We start from the raw sequence: 18,537 nt of genomic DNA, 5'->3' as shown, positions 1-18,537 counted from the left end.
CTTGATCTCGATCAATCAGCGAGACGGGGGCATCCCATGGCAGTTCCGCAGCCACAGACGCGCGAGTTCCAGGCGTTCAAGACCAACATCGAGTACGCCCGGAAGATGGTCCTCGCCGGCCAGAGCCTGGCCGCCTTCCAGTCCCCTGTCTTCGACATCGGCGACTTCTACCGTGCCGCGTGGGTGCAGGCGGTCAGCGCCATCGACCACTGGTTCCACGAGGAGCTGTACCGCCGGGTGGCCGACCTCGCCGCCGCGGACAGTCCTGGCATGCCGTACCAGCTGACGAAGTTCGAGCTGCCGCTGGAGAAGGTCGAGGAGGTCCGGCGGGGCACCACCACACTCGCCGACGCCGTGTCCGAGCACGTCAAGGCGAAGTGGGCCAACGCCTCCCTCCAGAACCCGCGCAAGATCAGCGAGGCGCTGAAGCTGGTCACGGAGGAGAACATCTGGGCCAAGGCTGCGGTCCAGCTCAACGAGTGGAACCACGGCCGCACGGGGATGACGGACCAGACGCTGAAGAAGCAGTACGTCTCCATCACCGACCGCCGCAACAAGATCGCCCATGACGCGGACCTGCTGGACGGCGACCTCAAGCGGCGCCGCCCCATCTCCGACGCCGACGTGACGGACGCGATCGACTGGATCGAGCGGATCGCCCTCGCCATCGCCAAGGTGCTGGGCTGACGCTCAGCCGAGGTCAAGTCAGCTGACTTCTGAGGCGCAGGAGGCCGCAGTTGCTCGCCGTCGCACTGGTGCACAGCACCGCGTTGATGCTGGAACGGTTGCCAGAGAGGCCTCCGGCATGGTTGACGCGGGGCGAGCGCACCTTCGCATACCCACACCACGAGTGGCGGAAGCCTCGCGTCTGGTGTCTCACCTTCTTCACCGATCGGCATCCTCGCTACGAGCAGCGCTCGATCATCGGCGTAGGCACCGTCTTCCCGGGCAGGCGATCGGGAACGTACGAGCGCGCACTGATCGCGCGGGACTTCACCGCACTCGAGCGACCGTTGCGGCTTGTCGATCTTGAGACCCCCATGGGGCCCAGTCGCCGGTTCTTGAAGGACGACGGCCACATGCCGCCGGCGGCGGGGCGCAACTTGCTCAGCGCCGTGCGGAACCTACGGCGGGAATTGGGCGACGTACTGGACGGCTTGGAGGCCGGTCTGGGAGCCCATGCCCCTACGGGGGAGGTCGGCGAGCGGCTGAGCCTTGAGAAGGATGCCGTGGGAACCCTTCTCGAGGCGACCGGAATGGACCGCGATCCCCTCGAAGCGTGGCAGCCGCCGCCGGGTGAGGACGGCCCTCGCTCCCGCTCCGTCCCGTTCCTCGAAGGGCTGCCCTCTCTCCGGCAGATCGAGGACCAGCAGATTGTCCACGACTACATGCGCTTTCCCGGCATGGATGGAGAGGACGCCGTACAGGTGGGCTGGCGCATCTACCGTCGCAGCACCGAGTCGTCCCACCGGCTGTTCGTGTTCAATGCAAACCGCACTCAGGCCGAGGCCGCCATGGGCGTCGACATGATCTACGTGAACGAGCACGCGCACAGCGTGGCGATGGTCCAGTACAAGCGCATGCGACAGAGCGGGCGCAACTGGGTGTATTGGCACGACGGCACCGGCGAGCGCGAGCTGAAGCGGATGGAGGCCGTCGATGCCGAATGCGATCCAGCGTGGAACGAGACCGGCCGCCCCGGCGCGGGGACGCCGGGCGATCCGCGCCTGGTCACCACGCCAAGCATGGTCAAGCTATGCCGGACCACACCCTTCATGATGAACTCCGCCGCGCTCATCCCCGGTATGTACCTCACGCGAGAGCACTTCTCCGAATTGCTACAGCGCCCGGAGGCCACGGGGCCGTCGGGTGGGACACGGATCGTCGAGCACTCAATCCCCCGGTATCTGAACAACACCACCTTCACCACACTGCTCAGGGATGGGTGGCTCGGAACCCGCGGCACCAGTTCGGATTACGTCATTGAACTAATCCGGAGGAGTCTGTCCTCGGAAGGCCCCGGTTCCGTCGTCGTGGGTATACACCGAAGCGAGGTCCCACCCGGTAACCGCCGAATCAACTGAGGACCGCCCACGGCGCGAGTGCGCTGAGCTGGGACGTGGCCACCCTCCGGAGGGGCCTCGGCGCTCGCACGGCGGCATTCCCCTTACGGCAGCCCACGTACGGCCACTGGCTCCGCCGGTGGGAGGTGAAGGGGTGGGCCCTCGGTCAGGGCGAGGACGACCGACAGTCCGCCGGTGGCGTGGTGTGCCGTTCGCACACTGCGGACCGCGCGCCAGGTACCCCAGACGCGGATGTGCTGGCCGGGGCGGACGGCGATCGCCGCGATCTCCCTCGCTGAGGAGGTGGGGACAAGGTCCGGGGCTTTCAGCTCGGACCAGACGGTCTTGCCGATGCCGCCCGCGCGTGCGGTGACGCCCCAGCGGTGGCTGAGGGCGTCCACGAGCCGTAGCCCCCGGCCGCGTTCGTCGTCCGCGGCCGGGTGGCGGAGTTCCGGCCGGCCGGATCCGGCGTCGCTCACCTCCAGGCGCAGCAGCCCGTCCGTCGAGGAGTGCGCGATCCGTACGCCGATCTGGCGGTCGCTGGGTGCGGGTGCGCGCAGGGCGTTGGTCACGAGTTCGGAGAGGACGAGTTCGGCGGTCTGGAGGAGGTCGTCCCCCGCGCCCCAGTCCCCGAGTAGGGCGTGCAGTGCCGCGCGGGCCCTTGGCGCGCTGCGGGGTCGGCGTGAGAGCCGGAAAGTGACGTCGATCAACCCAGTCATGATGCAACCCCCTGAGGGTCGGCGATCCACCAGCGCTAGACGGCCGGTGCCGTGTCCATGAGCATGGTCGAGCACCTCGCCAACTTGCAACGTTGCTAGTAGATTTATGAGCTAGTTTCGCTCCTTCGAGTTACGGCAGACCCCTTAGGCGTCACGCTCTGCTAGAGGTGTTGACATGGAAGCCAAGAGCACCACCACTCCCTCAACGGTCCTTGGGCGCCAACTTGGCGATGAGCTGAGGCGTTTGCGCGAGGCAGCCAACCTGACGACCGCAGATGCGGCCGAAGCGCTCGACTGCACGAAGGGCAAGATCAGCCGCATCGAGAACGGCCGGGTCACGGTTCGACTGCCGGACCTCACCGCCATGCTGCAGGCGTACGGGGCGACCGACGGAGAAGTGCTGCCCCGGCTAAGTACGCTCGCCAAGAAGGCCAACCGCCGCCGTAGGGAGAGCTGGTGGAACCAGTACGGTCCGGTTCTCGCCGACACATATCGCGACTTCATCGCGCTGGAAGCGATCGCCGGATCCATCCGCACTTTCCAGGCGCAGCTCATCCCGGGGCTCCTTCAAACCCCCGACTACGTCCGCGCGGTAACTGTCGCCTCCCAGCAATGGCAAACCGGCGACGAGATCGAGAAGTTCGTTCAGGTACGACTCGCACGACAGGACAGGTTGACTGACGAGTCACCTCTTCAGCTCTGGGCTGTGCTTTCGGAATCCGTACTCCTTCAACAGGTCGGCGGCCCGCACGTGATGCATGCGCAGTTGGAGCACTTGCTGACCGCATCCGAGTTGCCCAACGTCACCGTCCAAGTGCTGCCATTCTCACGCGGGGCGCATGCGAGTATGTTCGGCCCGTACGTAGTGCTGGGGTTCCGCGAGGAGGGGGCACTCGACGTGGTGCTGGCGGACAACCCGACCGGATCCATCTGGTTCGAACGGGAAGCGGAAGTTGCCCGTTACCAAGATCTGTTCGACGCTGCACGCACGTCCGCGCTGTCACCCGTCGAGTCCCGCACTGTCATTCAGCGCAGGGCCAAGGAGCACAGAACATGAACAGCGAACGCCATGGGACGCCGGATCTGACGGGCGCGATGTGGCGCAGCAGCACGTTCAGCGGTGGCAACAACGAGTGCGTCGAGGTCGCCGACAACATCCCCGGCATCGTCCCCGTCCGCGACAGCAAGCGGCCCGCCGGGCCTGTGATCGGGTTCGGGGCCGGCGCCTGGCAGGCGTTCGTCACGCAGGTGCGCTGACCGGGCGGCCCGGGGACAGGATCCGGGCGGGCGCGGGCCCCGGCTCCGCGCGGCCCCGGCCCGGCGTTCACGTCGGTCAGCGCCGCTTGCGTTTTCCGCCGGCACGCTTGGCGGGCTTCTTCCTGCCCGGGGGGCGGGTCGTGCCGCTGGTCTGGAAGGCCCGCCAGGCTCGACGGGCCTGTTCGGCGGTGGTGCGGTCGGGGTGGTGTGAGAGCTGCTCCGCCAGGAAGGCGGACGTATACGGGTCCGCCGCCGTGAGGGCGGTGACCAGGGCCGGGCCGCCGCCGGGCCAGACTGCGGCGGCCTTGTCGTAGGCGGCGTGGACCTCGGCGAACAGTTCGGGCTCCTCCTCGTCCGGAGCCGCCGTCATGCGGTGGTCGAGGGATGCGGCGCTCCGTACGGCTTCGAGCGCGTCGACCAGGTACACCGCGCGGGCCGACAGCGGAACGGCTGAGGGGTCGGGCGCCTGGCTGCGTGCGTGCAGGGTGTGCTCGGCCCAGCCGCCCAGGGCCGGGTCGGCCAGCAGTGCGTACAGGGCCTTGTCGGGTACGGCCGTCGCGTCGAGAGTGGCGAGCAGCGCTCGCCGCCTGGCGGGCTCGTCCTCGGGGCAGGCGGCGGAGATCGCCGCGAACAGAGGGGTCCATCCGTCGGTGCGCTGCGCGGCCAGCCAGTCGCCGACGGCCGGGCGGGCGGCCCGCTTCGGCCACCACTGGGCTGCCGCGACGAGCCGTTCCGCGTCCCAGGCGAGCATCTGCTGCCGAGTGGGGAAGACATCGGCGGCTTCGCCTCCGAGGCCCAGGAGGAGGGCGTCGCGGAGCAGGGCGGAGCCGAGTGGGGTGAGGCTGAGTGCGTCTCCGGTCCGTGCGGTGACACCCAGAGCGGCCAGGCGGTCCATCAGGCGCACGAGGCGGGCAGCGGACGGGATCAGATCCGTACGGTCGGACGCGGTGAGTGCCGGGAGTCCCAGGACCGCGGACAGGGCCTGGGGGTCGGGCAGCTCGTACTCTCCGGTGGCCGGGACGGATACGTCGGGGTAGCTCTCGTAGCCCGGCGGCACGAACCACATGTCGTTCAGGGCGGCCACGCGGGCCACGGACTGCGCCATCCCCGCCTGCTCGCACAGGAGGTAGAGGGTGATCAGGTGCTCACCGTCGTACTCCTCGGCGGTCTCCTCCCCCTCGGCCGACTGCGCCAGTAGGGCACCGAGCAGGTTCAGGGCCAGTCCGGTCAGCTCGGCGGGGCCACCCTCACGCCAGGCCTCGGCCGATGGCCCCGCGCTCAGCGCGCCGCCCTGCTCCCGCACCAGGAAGCCGCTCGCCAGCGCCAGTTCGCGCGTTCGCTCGTCCGCGCCCTGCGGGTCGGCGGCGGCTCGCGCCAGGAGCTGGGGCAGCGGGGCGGAACGCAGCAGCGCGGCCTGTTCCTCCGGGGAGGCCGGCAACGGGGCCGGTGGCAGCGGCGCGAAGGCGTCGCCGTACATCTCCAGGTGCTGACCGGCCATGGCTTCGACGAGGGCGAGGAGAGGAGTAGGAGCGCTGCCGCCGCCCGACGCCAGGTGCGCGAAGGGTCCGCGTAGCAGGGTGTCGAGCCCGGCTGCGGTCCAGCGATCGGCGAGCACGCCCGCCTGCTCGTCGTACCAGTCGGCCCTCTCGTCGTCCGGCTTGCCTACAGGGGCATCGGCGACCAGCAGGCCCTCGCCGGGGCGGGGCCGCACCTGCTGGGCCAGCGCCACGGACTCCAGCCGTGCGGCGAGCAGCGGACGGGCCTGCCGGGAGCGTTCCGCGCACAGCGCCTCCGCGTATGCCGCTTCGGCGAGCGGTCCGTTCGGAGAGGAGGAGGCGGAGGAGGCGAAGCCGAGCGCGGCGTTCCGCTCGGCCTGCGGGCGCGCGGCGAACCCCTCCAGCCAGTCGCGCACAGCCCGGGGATCGGTGGCGTCCACGCCCGCGGCGCGCAGCAGGTTTCCGTACAGCCGCGGCCAGGCGAGGCGGCGGGCGCTCGTCATCGCCTGGGTGAAGCCCTCGGCCAGCTCGTGCACCCGCGACACGAGCCTCGCCTGCCGCTTGGCATTGAGGCGGCCGACCTCGTGGGTGTGGTCGACCAGCGCGACCAGCACGGCGACGAAGCCTGGCAGCTCTTCCTCGGTGGCGCTGACGTACAGCGGGAGCAGGATGTGCAGCAGTTCCTCGGCCAGCTCCTCGGTGGGCTCGGGCAAGCCGGTCCGGCGGCGTGCCTCGCCCAGCGCGAGCAGACCGAGGACGGCCTCGGCCGCCCGCGCGTCCAGCGGAGCGCCTCGCTCTTCGGCCCGGGCGAGGAACGAGTCCAGATCAAGGAGAAGTGGCGTGGCGGTGGTCATCCCGGCAGCCTAGCGACGCGGCACGGCCGCCCGTTCCCATCGGCGAAATCCGGGACGGCGAACGGGACGGCGGCGCGCGAAAGCGCATGTACGCCATCGATGCCATGCACAGCGCCACCGCGACCGCCCCTCAGCTCGCCCGGCCCTGTCACCGTGCTCACCTCCACGCCGATGGACCTGACGGCACTGTGCGGCGGTCGGGTCACCGTCATCGGGGTCTGACCCACGCCTCCTAGCCGGCCGAGGTGAGTGCGGAGGCCAGCGCGCGGGCGCTCGCGGGGACGCCGCGGACCGGCTTGCCGTACACGGGGTGGGTCTGGTCCAGGGTGGGCAGGAGGCTCGGTGCGCGGTCGGTGGGGGCGCGGTCGAGGAGCGTGGTGCCGGTCTCGGCTTCCTGGGTGGGGGCGTAGCCGGCCGTGCGGAGGGCTGACAACGTCTCCTCCGGCGGGGCTGTGGAGATCAGGACGGTGGGGGCGATCCGGCGCAGGCGGAGCTTGGTCAGGCCGCGGCACTGGGCCACCTCGGCGATCAGAGCGGTGTCGTCGGAGCGGATGCAGCAGGCGGAGCGGACGACCTTGAGCTGTCCGTGGGTCCGGGCGGTGTCCTTGATCGTGTAGGCCAGTGGTTGGGGCAGGGGGGTGCCGCGCTCGCTCGCGGTGCTGAGACAGTCGAGGAGTTCGTCCGCGCTCCAGCCGGCGTCCAGGGCCCGGCGGATGGAGGGTGCCGTGATGCGCCAGACCACCGCGTGGCCCTCGGACTCGATGTCGCCGACGGCGGAGAGCAGGTCGGCGAGGGCGGGCGCGGGCGCGCCGGTGACGGTGGCGGTCAGGTCGCTCTGGAACCGGGCCGTGTCGCTGGGGGCGGGCAGGGTGGCGTACAGCGCCTCGCGCAGCGCGGTCACCGTCTGGGCCAGGGCGGGGCGGGTGGTGAGGTCCTCGCCCAGGCCCTCGGAGCCGCGGGCGGCCGGGTCGGCGCCCGCTCCGGGCACGGCGGGGTAGTGGTGGGCGGCGCCCGCCTCCAGCAGGCGGCACAGGGCCCGCCCGACGGGGGTGAGGGCACCGTGGGCGACCACGCCGAGCAGGGCCGCCTCCTCCAGGGTGGCGGCCAGCCGGTCGAGCAGTTCGTCCGCGCCGGTCAGTGTTCCGGTGCCGTCTCCGACCAGGTGGGCGCGCAGGGCGGGCCGGAACCATGCGGCCAGAGCGAGGAGTTCGGCATGTCCCTGCGCCTCCCCGGTGAGGCCTTGTCCGTCGGGGAGGACGGCGAGCGCTCGCAGTACCCCGGTGCGCAGGGTGACCGCCTCCTCGTCCTGCGGGCTGATCAGCGCGACGGGGGTCTCGTCCGGGTCCGGCCAGTGGCTGAGGACCTCGGGGACCACCGCCCAGGCGGCCAGCAGCGGCAGCAGTTTGCCCGCGGGCGGTGCGGCGGCCCAGGCGTCGTAGCGGTCGCTGGGCAGCAGCCGGGCCGAGGGCTTGGGGGCCTTCGAGTTGCGGCGCCCCCGGGCGGCGGGGGCCGGTTCCTCGTCCTGGGGTGCGGCGAGCCCGGCGTTCACGGCGAGGTCGAGCCACAGCCGGGTGTCGGCCTCATCGGCCCCGGCCGCCTTGGCCAGCCGGCGGGTGTCCCGGACTGCGATCCCGCCCGCCTTGCGGATCGCGACCGGCTCGGCGGCCAGCGCCCGCAGGACCAGTTCAGCCCTCCAGACGGCCGCCGCTGCGGCCGTGCCACCCTCGCCCTCCCAGCCGGACGGCAGCGGCGCGGTGGCGGTGAACGGCTCTGGTTCCAGCCTGGGGCGGGGAGCCGCGCCCCCATCGCGGAGCGCGCGGGCGACCTCGTAGGGAAGCTCCACCAGGTCGAGACCGACGGGGACCAGTAGTCCGCGCACGGCCAGCCAGTCGGTGCCCTCGTCGCCGCTGCCGCCCTCCCGGAAGACGTACTTGGCGTCCGGGCCCGCGTACTGCGCCCCGTACCGGCCCACGAAGCAGTGGGTCCGCAGCAGCGGCGGGCCGGGTACCAGGTGGTCCAACAGTTCCAGCGCCCGGACCGGGGCGTCCGCCACCAGTGCCCGCACCCGGGCGGGATCGGCGAGCAGAGCGGTGATCAGCTCCTGGGCCTGGTCGCGGGTGCGGGCCGCGCCCTCGCCGAAGAGGTTCGCGGCGATCCGCTTGACCTCGGGGGCGTTGTAGGCGCTGGTCAGCAGCCGGTCGGCCGTACGCCCGTATCCGTCGAACCCGGCGGCGCGGACGTGCAGCAGTGGTGGGAGCGCCAGTCGGCCCTTGGGCGCGGGGAGCAGCAGCGCGCGCTCCCGCAGTCGGGTGAGTGTGCGTTCCGCCCGCTGCCGCTTCTCCCCCGGCTCGAACCAGGACAGTACGTCCCGCTCAGGCACCAATCGGTCCGCGGGTTCCACCGGGGGAACGGGCTTCCGCTGTTGCCAGGGATACCGGGGCCCGTCCTCGACCTCACCACCGGCTACGGGGCCGTGCCGCTCCAGGGCAAGGGCGGCGATGGAAGCGAGCAATTCCAGTTCTCCGGCGGTGCCCGCCATCAGGCCCTGGCCCACCGACTCGTCGGTGAGCAAGTGTTCGGCGAGCTCGCGGAGGGTGGTGATCCGTCGGTACCCGGCGGCGAGCGGCAGATCCCGCTCCTCCAGCAACGCGGTCAGCCTCTGAGGATCCAGGGGCCCCAGCCATTTCACAAGGGCGGTACGCGTATTCACCCGGCCAGGCTAGCGCCGTCCGGTCACCCCGCGGGGGTGAACCGGGCCCGTCACCTCGCCGCCGCGCAAACGGGCTTCGATGTCCGGAGGGTTCTGCGAATGCGGTCGACGTCTCCCGCCACTGGGCGCCCGAGGCAGGTACATCACCATGACCACCCTGGCGGTTTCCCTGGCTACCGCCAGGCACCGACAAGGTCCTCCGGACCCCAGTGCGCCGCAAGAGGGAGATCGTCCTCGACACCGCAACGGGACACCGCAACCAGCGCCGTGTCCGGCTCGGCACCGGGCACGGCGAGCATGTCCCGTGCCAGGGCGTCGTACTCACGTCGGCCGAACGGCTGCGACTCCAGCCACTTCACCGAGCCGATGAAGTGAACCTGCCCTGCCAAGGGTTCGCGGTCGGCTCCGATCAGGTCGATCTCCGGATTGTTCTGCCGGTTCCACCAGCCCCCGACCGCCTCCGTCTGCGGCCACATCTCGTCGGGCAGCAGCCGCAGCAGCGACTCGCGGACGATCGGCTCGACAGCCCGGCCCCGCCATGTCGTCCACGACCGCTCGATGCGCTCCAGCGCCAGATCACCACGACCGCGCTCGATGAGCGGGATACCGCGTTGCAGGAAAGCCAGCCAGAACCGCAGGTACGGATCAGCGATGCGATAGCGCTTGTTCTTGCTGTCCGCCTTGACCGAGAGCGGCAGGTCAGCGGCCAGGACTCGCTTGGCCAGCAGCGTGTTCAGCAGCGGAGACAGCGTGCCCGAGGGCAGCGCACCGGCACCACCGGCTTGTGCGGCAATGGTGGAGAAGGTCCGCTCGCCATTGCCGACCGCTTCCAGGATCGCGCGCGAGTGGGACGCCTCGGGAAACTCCCCCAGCAGCGACAGTTCGCCCGCCACCAACAGCGGGGCGAGCGGGTTGGACACAGCCTCGCGCAGAAAGTCTCGGCGGCCCATCCCCGGCCGCCAGGACTGAACGATCTCCGGGAACCCACCGGTGATCAGCAGTGCGTCCACCGCTTCCGCCGCGTCAAGGCCGGTCATCGCCTGCACATCGGCCAGATGCAGCGGCTGTACGGTCATCTTGGCCGCCCGGCCGAAGAAGGGGCGACCATAGGACTGCAGCGCCTCCATCACCGACATGTCACTGCCGACCAGGATCAACAGGACGGGCTTGGCGGACAAGTGCCGGTCCCAGACCGTCTGCAGCGCCCCCTCGAACTCCCCGTCCTGTTCGACCAGCCACGGCACCTCGTCGACCACCGCAATGCTCGGTGCATCGTCCGGAATCGCGACTGCGAGGGAGCGAAGTGCCTGGTTCCAGTCAGCGGCCTGCAGCCCGGCCACCAGCTCAGCCCCGGGCAGAGGGGAATGCGCCAGCGTCGCGGCGAAGTCCGCTCGCTCGGCCACCGCGTTGCGTCCCCGGGTCGCCTGGAAGACCACGTACGGAAGCCCGGAACGGTCGCAGAACTCCTGGACCAGACGAGACTTGCCCACCCGGCGCCGGCCCGTCACGATCACAGCCTGACCACGCGTGGCCCCCGTACCGCCGACTACCAGGCCCAGCTGCCGAGCCAGCTGATCCAGGTCGGCAGACCTGCCCTTGAACTCCATCAGCACCCCACCCTCAGCCTTCATGAAACATAGATTCGATATTACGTAGATGGAATCTTACTTAGATTCTAGATGCGTGCGACGCCCTCGTCGGCAGCCCCGCCGAGACGGCGACGAGGGAATCCGCACGCCAGCACCTCGGCCATCGAGGCCCCCACTTTGAGGATTCTGTGACGTTCGGCGCATTTCCGCGTCGTGGGACATGCACGGGACGGCGACCCTGACGATTCATCAGCTGCACATCTGACCTGGGCAAACGTCTGGGTGCGACCCGGCCTTCGGAGCCGTGTGCGCAGGTTCGAATCCTGCCGGGGGCACTCCAGCAGAGACAGCGCGATCACGCCGCTGACCAGCTGAAGTGCCAAGCATGAAGGCCCGAACTCAGTCCCACTGAGTCCGGGCCTTTGTCGTTGTCGCACTGATCGCGGTAGACCTGCGATAGACGCTCGTGCCGCTCGGCGAGCGCTCGGCGCACTCCCCTAGTACGGCTCATGCGATCGGCAGCCTCGCTGGTGGGCGGTGGGTGGGCTGAGCGTCTGACTGGAGTACCGCCGCGGCGAACAGCCACGAATGCTCGGGCCCCCTTAGCAGGCCAGCGCTACCGTCTAGGCCCCGAATTGCCTTCGGAGTGAAGCGGCCCCCTCATGAAGGGGGCCGCTTTCTTCGTGGGCCTTAGGGGTGCGCCAGTGTGTTGAGGTTGGCTGTCACCACTGCCAGGTGATGCGAGGTTGCCCATGCACGCCACTCCGCGCCGGTGCCGGCCTTCCCCCTCTGTCGCATCGCGCACTCCTTGAGTCGTGCGTCGCCCCATGACGTTCGGGCCCCTGTCACGGGCCAGTACGGGGATGCGACCAGATCCGCGCTCAGGGTGAAGAAGTCATCGTTGCCGGGGCGGACCCGCGGATAGACAAAGACCTGCCATTCTTCCGGAGTCGTGTACCGCATGTTGGGGTGCGGAGTTCCACGTGACTTCGTAGGTATACGAGGATGCGTCACACCGAAGTCACCGAAGTCTGGCGCCTTTCCATGGCACCCGCTCACGACGCGCCGCCAGAGCTGCGCCTCGCGCCTCGCCACCGGCGTAGCTTGGCCCCTGGGGAACCCTGTCAAGTTGACCGGGAAGGCGCCGGCGGCAACACACACTCGCGCCGCCATCGCCACGGAGAAAGTGCCTCAAGGGTGGCCAACGCGCGGTCGGCCAATCGGTCTCTCGTGACATTGGAATGCACCGGCCCGGCGTCAATGAGCAGGTCCACCTCTTCCGGTTCGAGGCGGAGCACCTTGAGCAGCCCGCGGATCTGTCCGTGATCCGGCAGGGGTTCAAGGATGTCGTCCGCAACGGACACACGGAGGCAGACGCCGCTCTGGTGCACGACCACCGCTTGTGCGGCCTCGACGAGGACGTCTCGCGGATCCGTGCAACGCACGACCGGGCACATCAGCACACCGCGAAGATCGAGCGACTCACTGAGTCGGGCAATCGGACCACCAACGTCGCCCTCGAGGACTCGTGCTGTCGGTAAGGCGCCGGTATCGACCGTCAGGACCGTGCCGTGCGGCACTGCGTCCATCGCGCGGTTGCAGAAGGTCTCCAGCGCATCCCGCACGTCTGGGTCAGGGATCAACTCCATGACGGGGCGGATGCACGAGCGGACCGCCGGCGTGACGTGCTCGAGGGCCGAGAACTCCCCCACCTTGCCCTTGAGTATCGGAACGTAGGCCAACGGCTTTCCCCCAGCGCACTCAGCACCAAGCCAATGGATGTCTCGCTCACTCCCCTCAGAGTGTGACGAGAAAGCGCCGTCCCAGATAGGGGCATGGACCGGCCAAGAGGCTGGTTCTCGCCAAAGTCGGATGCCGCCCCTCCGCCACGTCCGGCCTTCGTGTCCCGGCGCCGGGAGGGAGGGAGGGAGGGAGGGAGGGAGGGAGGAGGGGGCGGAGGTCGGGTACGGCAGGGTCGTTCTGCAACCGCCAGTGGGCCGGCGGCTCGTGGAGCAGCCGGTACGGCAGCCGCCGGCGCCAGCCCCCTGACCGGCGAGTCGGCCTGGGGGCTGGTGGGGGCGTTACTCCTCCCCGTCGCCCCCCTTGCCTCCCCTGCGGTCAGGGGGGAGGACCGCGACGACCGCGGCGGCGACCCCCAAGGCCGAGCCGGCCGCCGGCGCGATCATGGCGAGTCCGAACGCGACGGCCCCGGCCGCGACGAGCGCCATCGTCTTGCGGGTGGGGCGGCGGCGGCGCTCGCCAACCGGCTGGGTTCGTCGTACTTTCATGTGGACGCCTCCTGGAGTGATGAACGAGGTGTTTCAAGGGCGGCCCCCGCTGCAACGGGTGGCCGCCTGCTCCATGTGCAGGGGCCGAAGCCGCATCTCTAGGCCGTCAAGCGCCCCGCGAGGCCCTGTCCGGCATCCAACGGACCACTTCTTCCTCAGCTCGCCCCGATCAAGCCCCCTCCCCCTACCTGCACCCTCCCGACCTGCCGCATGTCCGATTTGGATGCGATTTTCACTGGTCGGATTCCGTCATCTGATTCCTGCATTGCATCAGCAGAGTACACTACGACTAGCGGTAGTAGATCGACACGGACCAAAAGGAGGGCTGCACGTGACGGAGGTGAACGTCTCGGATCCAGCGGGCGTGAAGTGGGGTCTCGAACCCGGCGACCCGATCGAGCGCAAGCAACTGCACGCCGAGTACGGCGGCCGCACACAGGGGGGCATCGGCCCGTCGGCGAAGACGCCGAACGTCATGGTCTTCACGGACCCGATCGCCGGCGAGAAGCACGGCTACTACGACGGGTGGATGCCGGACGGGCTGTTCCACTACAGCGGGGAAGGGCAGTACGGCGACCAGCGGATGCTGTCCGGCAACGCCAGCATCCTGAACCACCGGGCCGAAGGCCGCGCGCTGCGCGTCTTCCAGGGAGCCCGCGGGGTCGTCACCTACCTCGGCGAGTTCGAGGTGGACAGCTGGTACGAGGCGGACGCTCCGGAGACCGGCGACGGCCCCCTCCGCAAGGTGATCGTCTTCAAGCTGCGGCCGGTGGACACCCCCGTGCAGGAGCCGGAGACGAAGCTGGGCCGGGTGCTGCGCAGCCAGCCCGAGCCCGTCGTGCGCGTCGACATCGAGCAGCAGGAGACCGAGAAGGCCTTCGTCGACCCGAGCCGCGAGCCGTACGAAGCGGAGCGGCGCGAAGCGAAGCTCGTGCTCCAGTTCAGCGACTACCTCCGGTCGAAGGGGCAGCAGGTCCACCGGCACCGGATCCTCCCCGAAGGCGAGACCCGCCCACTGCTGACCGACCTCTACGCGCCGGGGCTCGGCTTGCTCGTCGAGGCGAAGGGGAGCGTCACGCGCGAGAACGTGCGCATGGCCATCGGACAGCTGGCCGACTACAGCCGCTTCGTACGGCCGGTCACGTGCGCAATCCTCCTCCCGTCCCAGCCGCGCAAGGACCTGATCGAGCTCGCCGCGAGCCAGGAGTGCGTGACCCTGTGGCCGGCCGGCAAGTCGTTCGAGAGCAGCAGCCCGGACGTACTGCCGTAGCGCACTGCCCCTGGCCGACCCGTCCGCGGACCCGTCGCGGACCCGTCGCGGACCCGTCCGACGATGTTGCATCACCAAGTGATGAAGCATCATTTATGGTCGTGTCGTGGGTTGAGACCGTTGGCCGACGAGGCCCTCGTCATCGGGCCGGTGCTCGCAGGAAGCTCCCCGCCGAGCCGCCGTCGCCCGGTTCAGACGGCACAGCGCGGCGGGGTGTCAGCCGGGCGGGCGGCCATTACGTGCGGGCCCGGGGGCGGGCGGACAGACTGGGCGCATGCCCGAAAAGGCGCAGCAGCCTGCGGCGGACCCTCCCGAGAGGTCGTTCCTGGACAAGTTGGCGTACATCGCGGCGCCCGGGACCGTCGTCCTCGGACTGCTGTACTACTTCGGCAACCAGTACAACGAGGCCTACTACCGCGCCTTCGGCGTCCCGCTCAGCGACTTGCCCTTCTCCATCCAGGCCGTCCTCGCGCGCAGCCCGGAGGCCCTCTTCTTCCCGGTGTGGATACTGCTCGTCTGCGGACTCGTCGTCCTGCTCGTGCTCGGCCGGCTCGGGCACGCCCTGGCCCGCCCGGAGAACGAGGGGCGGCGTCGTACGGCGTACCGCACGCTGCTGGCGGTGGGCCTGCTCCTGGGAGTGATCGGGGGCTACCCCGTCTTCTTCCGGGACGACCTGCTCACCTTCCTCCCCGCGGGTTTGCTCCGCGGGCTGCTGCCCAGCCTCGTGGTGGCCCTGGGAGCCAGCCTGGCCTTCTTCGCCATCCAGGTGCGCCTCGGTCAGCATGACCCCGGGCGGCGGAGCCCTCCGGTCCGCGACGCCGACCGGTTGTGGCTCGTGGCCGGGGCGTTGCTCCTGGGGATGCTGACGTTGAGCCTGTTCTACGGCGTGTCCCGGTACGCGGCGATGGCGGGCGAGGCGCAGGCGGTGGCGGACGCGAACGGCGGCATGCAGCGGAACCCGGCCGTGGAGGTCCTCTCCCGCCTGCCGCTCGTCCACCACGCCAAGGACATCGAGTTCAAGGACCTGGGGGCCGGGGCCGGGCCCTACCGGTACCAGTACAGGGGTTTTCGCCTCCTGGTGAAGACCCCGACCCGCTTCTACCTCGTCCCCTACTACGGGGGGTACGAGAACACCGTGACCGTGGTGCTCCCGGACGACGACGGCACGGTCCGGGTGCAGATGAAGGGCTCCGTCAGGTGAGCGCGGGCTCGGGCGTGGGGATCCCGGTCTCGTCAGGGGTTTCCGGGGTGCCGGTCTCGTCGGGGGTCGCCGGGGTGCCGGTCTCCTCGGGGGTCTCCGGTGTCCCGTCGGGCTCCGGTGTCGGGGTTTCGGCGGTCGTCTCCGGTGCGGCCTCGACGGCCTCACCGGTCAGCGTCACCGAGAAGACGGGCCCCTCCGCGGTCGGGGCGGTGACCGTCCCCGTCCACGTGCCCGGTACGTGGGCGACGTGACTGACCTGGACGCTGCACGTCTCCTGGGGTTGGAGGGTGACGCCGGTGCAGCCGTCCTTGACGATGGAGAGCTCTCCGCTTTCCGCGGTGGCCGTCAGGGGTTGGACGGTCAGGGGCACCTGCTGGTCGTTGGCGAGCTCCATGGTCCCTCCGGCCGGCTCGTCCAACTGCGCCCTCGGCACGGCGACCGTCGAGCTGCTGCCGGAGCCTGCGCGCGTGCCGGGGAAGACCTTGCCCAGGTCCTCGTTCGCCGTCCCCGTGGGGGACGTTCCGGTGTGCGTGTCGGTGGTCGTGGCGGGTGGGGTCGGGACGGGGTCGGGGTCGGGGTCGGAGCACGCCGACGCCGTCGTGGTCAGGGCCGTCAGCAGTGCCACCGTGGCGAGGCCGCGTCTGATGTCCGGCATCACGGTGTCGGTCCCCTCCGCTCCGGCTCTGGTCGGCTCCCAACGTTGCACGGCAACTCGCCGTCAGCACGGAACCGGGAGCGGTGACACAGGGTTATCACCCGGGCGGCGTGCTGCTGGAGCCCGCGCACCACGGCCTCCGCCCAGGACGGGAAGGCTCAGCGATTGTGGACGTCGACCGTCACCGGAGCCTCCCCCTGGTGCGCGAATCGGAAAAGATCGCTCCAACAACGCGCGTGCGAGCGGTTGTTCGGCGCGACGGGGCCCGCTCGGCGACGTCGGTCCGGGATGCGCGCCGGGGCGGGCGCTTCCGGTGGTCCGTACGAGGGAGGTGGGGCGGGGTCTGTGGGATCCGGGGGGTGGGTAGGGGCGGGGTGCGTGCGTACGTTGGGGGGTGAGGCCGCATGGCGCCGCTGGCCAGGTGCCCTGTGGCGGGCTCTGACGATCGAGAAGGGGCGGCACGGATGCGTGAGCTGGTGGAGACGGCGCGGCGGTGGGTGGCCGAGGGGCGGGTCGGGTATCTGGCCCGGCCCGTGACCGAGCAGGGGTTCGGGCCGCGGGATCCGGCCGGGGCCGTGCTCATCGACGCGCGGGGGGAGTGCGTCGGCACGCTCTACCGCGGGGTCTTCGACGCCGAGCTCGCCGCCGAGGTCGCGGCCCTGCCGGCCGGGGTCACGGCGCGGGTGTGCGAGGTGTCCGTGCGGGCGTCCGAGGCCGTGGCCGCGAGGCTGACCTGCGGCGGGCAGGCCGAGGTGCTGCTGCAGCCGCTCTCGACGATCCCGGCCCAGTGGTGGGAGCTGCTCGGCGACGGGGTCGGGGTGGCGTTGGTGACCCGACTCAACGAGGCTGCGGACCGGGCCGTCAGCGAGGTCGTACGGGCCACGGACGCGCCCGATGACGATGCCGGGCGGCGGGCGGGCGAGCTGCTGGCGACCCGGCGGGCCGGGCGGGACGCGCTGTACGCGGAGTCGGGGCTGGTGCTGGTCGAGGCGTTCCCGTCGGCCCCGTACGTGGTCATCGGTGGCGGCGGTGAGCTCGCCGAGATCATCGAGCGGCAGGCGTTGCTGCTGGGCTGGGAGGCCGTTCTGGTCGCCGGCCCGGAGGAGGCCGGCAAGGTGCTGGAGGAACGCCGGGACGCCGCGTGCCTGGTCATGCTGAGCCACGAGGAGTCGTTCGACGTGCCGACGCTGCGGGTGGCGCTGACCCAGCAGGTGCCGTACGTCGGTGCACTGGGCTCGCGCAAGACCACGGCCCGGCGGCGCGAGGGGCTGCTCGCGGCCGGGGTCAGCGAGGCCCAACTGGCGCGGGTGCACGGACCGATCGGCCTGGACCTCGGCGCCCGCACCCCGGCGGAGACCGCGCTGGCGATCTGCGCCGAGATCCTGGGGGCGCTCGGGGAGCGCAAGGCCGCCGGCGCCCTGCGGGACGCCGACGGCCCCATCAGCTCCTGAAGGAAATGGGGGCCGGAAGGGCCGGAAGAGCCGAAAGGGCCGAAAGGGCCGGAGCGGGCTTCACTTCTCCAGGGCCCGCTTGAGCTGTGTCTTGTTCATGTCCGAGCGGCCGTGGACGTTGCGGCGCCGGGCCTCGGCGTAGAGCTGTTCGTACGTGGGGCCCTGTGCGCCCGAGTGGGAGTGCAGGCCCCCGCGCCGCGACGAGGAGATGTCCTCGACGGATTCCTTGCTAGCGGTCCGGGATTCGCCGGCCCGGGCGCGTTCCTTGTTCACCGTCCGGGCCGCGATCTCCTTCGCCTTCTCCTCGGGCTCGCCGCGCCGCTCCAGGCCTTCCTTGATGTGCTCGTACTGTCGTTCGCGCTTCGGGGACGATCCGCGGGGCATGGCCGGCCTCCTTCTGGTTCGGCGGGTGGGCACACCGGGCGCGTACCCCGGATGGCCCAAGGTATCCAGGGCATAGCAGAGCATTTCGGACTTGAGTGCGGGAACATGGTCGGTATGGACACGACTCTGAGCGTGGACGCGACCCTCGCCGACATCGCATGGTTCCTGGTCGTCGGCATCCTCGTCGCCGGCTTCCTGCTGGGCGGCTTCCTGCTGGGCAAGCGGGTACGGGCCAAGGAACCACCCCCGCCCACCCCCGAGAGTCAGCCGCACCTGCCCGAGGGCGGCGCGGTCTACGAGGTCCGCGAGGAGCGGGACCAGGTGGAGATCCCGGAGGGCGGCCTACGGCCGCACGAGATGCAGGGCTACGGGAACTTCGGCTCCACGACCTCCAGCCATCCCGAAGAGGCCCGCGCCGAAAGGGAGTCCGGCTACAAACTCCCGGAGGGGCCGGGACCGCACCCACAGCCGGGGGCTCCGCCGGACGCAGGACGGGGCGCACACGCCTGACCGGACCGACCCGTCCGCTCCGTCGCACCCACGCACTCCGTCACGCCCACACCGTCACGCCCACACCGCCACACCGTCACGCCCGCACGC

Annotated in this window: 17 protein-coding genes and 1 pseudogene; 9 read left to right on the top strand and 9 right to left on the bottom strand. The window is 70.5% G+C overall.

The features are described from left to right. Positions 1–36: 36 nt before the first annotated feature. Together OG594_RS29800 and OG594_RS29795 are read left to right on the top strand one after the other, a co-directional pair. Complete coding sequence (locus OG594_RS29800; RefSeq protein WP_078095086.1) at positions 37–687, top strand: hypothetical protein; 651 nt, start codon at positions 37–39, stop codon at positions 685–687. A 50-nt stretch (positions 688–737) separates the two neighbouring features. Then, a complete protein-coding gene (locus OG594_RS29795; protein ID WP_266604953.1) occupies positions 738–2,084 on the top strand; it encodes a hypothetical protein in 1,347 nt (448 codons plus the stop codon). An 83-nt stretch (positions 2,085–2,167) separates the two neighbouring features. Here OG594_RS29795 and OG594_RS29790 read toward each other — a convergent pair whose 3' ends face one another. Then, on the bottom strand, positions 2,168–2,773 hold the full coding sequence (locus OG594_RS29790) for an ATP-binding protein (protein ID WP_266604950.1): 606 nt from the start codon (positions 2,771–2,773) through the stop codon (positions 2,168–2,170). A gap of 184 nt (positions 2,774–2,957) precedes the next feature. Here OG594_RS29790 and OG594_RS29785 point away from each other — a divergent pair, with 184 nt between their 5' ends. Further along, positions 2,958–3,839 carry a helix-turn-helix transcriptional regulator gene (locus OG594_RS29785; protein ID WP_266604946.1) on the top strand — a complete coding sequence of 294 codons (882 nt, stop codon included), beginning with the start codon at positions 2,958–2,960 and terminating at the stop codon, positions 3,837–3,839. Continuing rightward, entirely contained in the window at positions 3,836–4,039 is a 204-nt protein-coding gene (locus OG594_RS29780) for a DUF397 domain-containing protein (RefSeq protein WP_266604945.1), read from the top strand. Before OG594_RS29785 ends, OG594_RS29780 begins: the two co-directional genes overlap by 4 nt. Before the next feature lie 76 nt (positions 4,040–4,115). Here OG594_RS29780 and OG594_RS29775 read toward each other — a convergent pair whose 3' ends face one another. Next, complete coding sequence (locus OG594_RS29775; RefSeq protein WP_266604944.1) at positions 4,116–6,389, bottom strand: hypothetical protein; 2,274 nt, start codon at positions 6,387–6,389, stop codon at positions 4,116–4,118. Positions 6,390–6,478: 89 nt separating this feature from the next. Here OG594_RS29775 and OG594_RS29770 point away from each other — a divergent pair. Further along, a pseudogene (locus OG594_RS29770) lies at positions 6,479–6,611 on the top strand (DNA-binding protein); the annotation flags it as partial. Positions 6,612–6,621: 10 nt separating this feature from the next. Here OG594_RS29770 and OG594_RS29765 read toward each other — a convergent pair. The 5 genes from OG594_RS29765 to OG594_RS29745 form a co-directional block, all read right to left on the bottom strand. Then, a complete protein-coding gene (locus OG594_RS29765; protein WP_266604943.1) occupies positions 6,622–9,099 on the bottom strand; it encodes a helicase-associated domain-containing protein in 2,478 nt (825 codons plus the stop codon). A gap of 173 nt (positions 9,100–9,272) precedes the next feature. After that, complete coding sequence (locus OG594_RS29760; protein ID WP_266606627.1) at positions 9,273–10,706, bottom strand: DUF234 domain-containing protein; 1,434 nt, start codon at positions 10,704–10,706, stop codon at positions 9,273–9,275. 672 nt (positions 10,707–11,378) lie between these two features. After that, positions 11,379–11,861 carry a hypothetical protein gene (locus tag OG594_RS29755; protein ID WP_266606626.1) on the bottom strand — a complete coding sequence of 161 codons (483 nt, stop codon included), beginning with the start codon at positions 11,859–11,861 and terminating at the stop codon, positions 11,379–11,381. Then, positions 11,813–12,430: a hypothetical protein gene (locus OG594_RS29750; protein WP_266604942.1), complete on the bottom strand. Its 618-nt coding sequence runs from the start codon at positions 12,428–12,430 to the stop codon at positions 11,813–11,815. The genes OG594_RS29755 and OG594_RS29750 overlap by 49 nt, the downstream gene beginning before the upstream one ends. 339 nt (positions 12,431–12,769) lie before the next feature. Next, positions 12,770–12,976, bottom strand: coding sequence for a hypothetical protein (locus tag OG594_RS29745; RefSeq protein WP_266604941.1), 207 nt, complete (start codon positions 12,974–12,976; stop codon positions 12,770–12,772). Between the two features lie 331 nt (positions 12,977–13,307). Between OG594_RS29745 and OG594_RS29740 the strand changes: the two genes are divergently transcribed. Both OG594_RS29740 and OG594_RS29735 read left to right on the top strand, forming a co-directional pair. After that, positions 13,308–14,246 carry a restriction endonuclease gene (locus OG594_RS29740; protein ID WP_266604940.1) on the top strand — a complete coding sequence of 313 codons (939 nt, stop codon included), beginning with the start codon at positions 13,308–13,310 and terminating at the stop codon, positions 14,244–14,246. A gap of 274 nt (positions 14,247–14,520) precedes the next feature. Further along, the gene (locus OG594_RS29735) at positions 14,521–15,447 is read left to right on the top strand and encodes a hypothetical protein (protein ID WP_266604939.1); all 927 of its coding nucleotides are present in this window, start codon (positions 14,521–14,523) and stop codon (positions 15,445–15,447) included. On the opposite strand, the gene OG594_RS29730 is transcribed toward OG594_RS29735, so the two are convergent. Next, complete coding sequence (locus OG594_RS29730; RefSeq protein WP_266604938.1) at positions 15,440–16,102, bottom strand: hypothetical protein; 663 nt, start codon at positions 16,100–16,102, stop codon at positions 15,440–15,442. The two genes, OG594_RS29735 and OG594_RS29730, sit on opposite strands and share 8 nt — an antisense overlap. A gap of 464 nt (positions 16,103–16,566) precedes the next feature. On the opposite strand from OG594_RS29730, the gene OG594_RS29725 reads away from it, so the two are divergent. Then, positions 16,567–17,553 (top strand): XdhC family protein, encoded by a 987-nt coding sequence (locus OG594_RS29725; protein WP_266604937.1) that lies wholly within the window; start codon positions 16,567–16,569, stop codon positions 17,551–17,553. 60 nt (positions 17,554–17,613) lie between these two features. Here the strand turns inward: OG594_RS29725 and OG594_RS29720 are convergent, their stop codons facing one another. Continuing rightward, positions 17,614–17,937, bottom strand: a complete 324-nt coding sequence (locus OG594_RS29720) for a plasmid stabilization protein (RefSeq protein ID WP_266604936.1) — start codon at positions 17,935–17,937, stop codon at positions 17,614–17,616. Positions 17,938–18,051: 114 nt separating this feature from the next. On the opposite strand from OG594_RS29720, the gene OG594_RS29715 reads away from it, so the two are divergent. Next, complete coding sequence (locus OG594_RS29715) at positions 18,052–18,447, top strand: DUF6479 family protein (protein WP_266604935.1); 396 nt, start codon at positions 18,052–18,054, stop codon at positions 18,445–18,447. Positions 18,448–18,537 lie beyond the last annotated feature (90 nt).

Source organism: Streptomyces sp. NBC_01214, from assembly GCF_026340975.1.
Classification (GTDB): domain Bacteria; phylum Actinomycetota; class Actinomycetes; order Streptomycetales; family Streptomycetaceae; genus Streptomyces.
This window is presented reverse-complemented; position numbering and strand designations above follow the sequence as displayed.

What these genes read in the sequence shown, in the direction of transcription:
- OG594_RS29715 (WP_266604935.1), top strand. Translation starts at nt 18,052, where the DNA reads ATGGACACGACTCTGAGCGTGGACGCGACCCTCGCCGACATCGCATGG.
- OG594_RS29755 (WP_266606626.1), bottom strand. Translation starts at nt 11,861, where the DNA reads ATGGCGGCGCGAGTGTGTGTTGCCGCCGGCGCCTTCCCGGTCAACTTG.
- OG594_RS29785 (WP_266604946.1), top strand. Translation starts at nt 2,958, where the DNA reads ATGGAAGCCAAGAGCACCACCACTCCCTCAACGGTCCTTGGGCGCCAA.
- OG594_RS29775 (WP_266604944.1), bottom strand. Translation starts at nt 6,389, where the DNA reads ATGACCACCGCCACGCCACTTCTCCTTGATCTGGACTCGTTCCTCGCC.
- OG594_RS29800 (WP_078095086.1), top strand. Translation starts at nt 37, where the DNA reads ATGGCAGTTCCGCAGCCACAGACGCGCGAGTTCCAGGCGTTCAAGACC.
- OG594_RS29780 (WP_266604945.1), top strand. Translation starts at nt 3,836, where the DNA reads ATGAACAGCGAACGCCATGGGACGCCGGATCTGACGGGCGCGATGTGG.
- OG594_RS29720 (WP_266604936.1), bottom strand. Translation starts at nt 17,937, where the DNA reads ATGCCCCGCGGATCGTCCCCGAAGCGCGAACGACAGTACGAGCACATC.
- OG594_RS29735 (WP_266604939.1), top strand. Translation starts at nt 14,521, where the DNA reads ATGCCCGAAAAGGCGCAGCAGCCTGCGGCGGACCCTCCCGAGAGGTCG.
- OG594_RS29725 (WP_266604937.1), top strand. Translation starts at nt 16,567, where the DNA reads ATGCGTGAGCTGGTGGAGACGGCGCGGCGGTGGGTGGCCGAGGGGCGG.
- OG594_RS29760 (WP_266606627.1), bottom strand. Translation starts at nt 10,706, where the DNA reads ATGGAGTTCAAGGGCAGGTCTGCCGACCTGGATCAGCTGGCTCGGCAG.
- OG594_RS29745 (WP_266604941.1), bottom strand. Translation starts at nt 12,976, where the DNA reads ATGAAAGTACGACGAACCCAGCCGGTTGGCGAGCGCCGCCGCCGCCCC.
- OG594_RS29730 (WP_266604938.1), bottom strand. Translation starts at nt 16,102, where the DNA reads ATGCCGGACATCAGACGCGGCCTCGCCACGGTGGCACTGCTGACGGCC.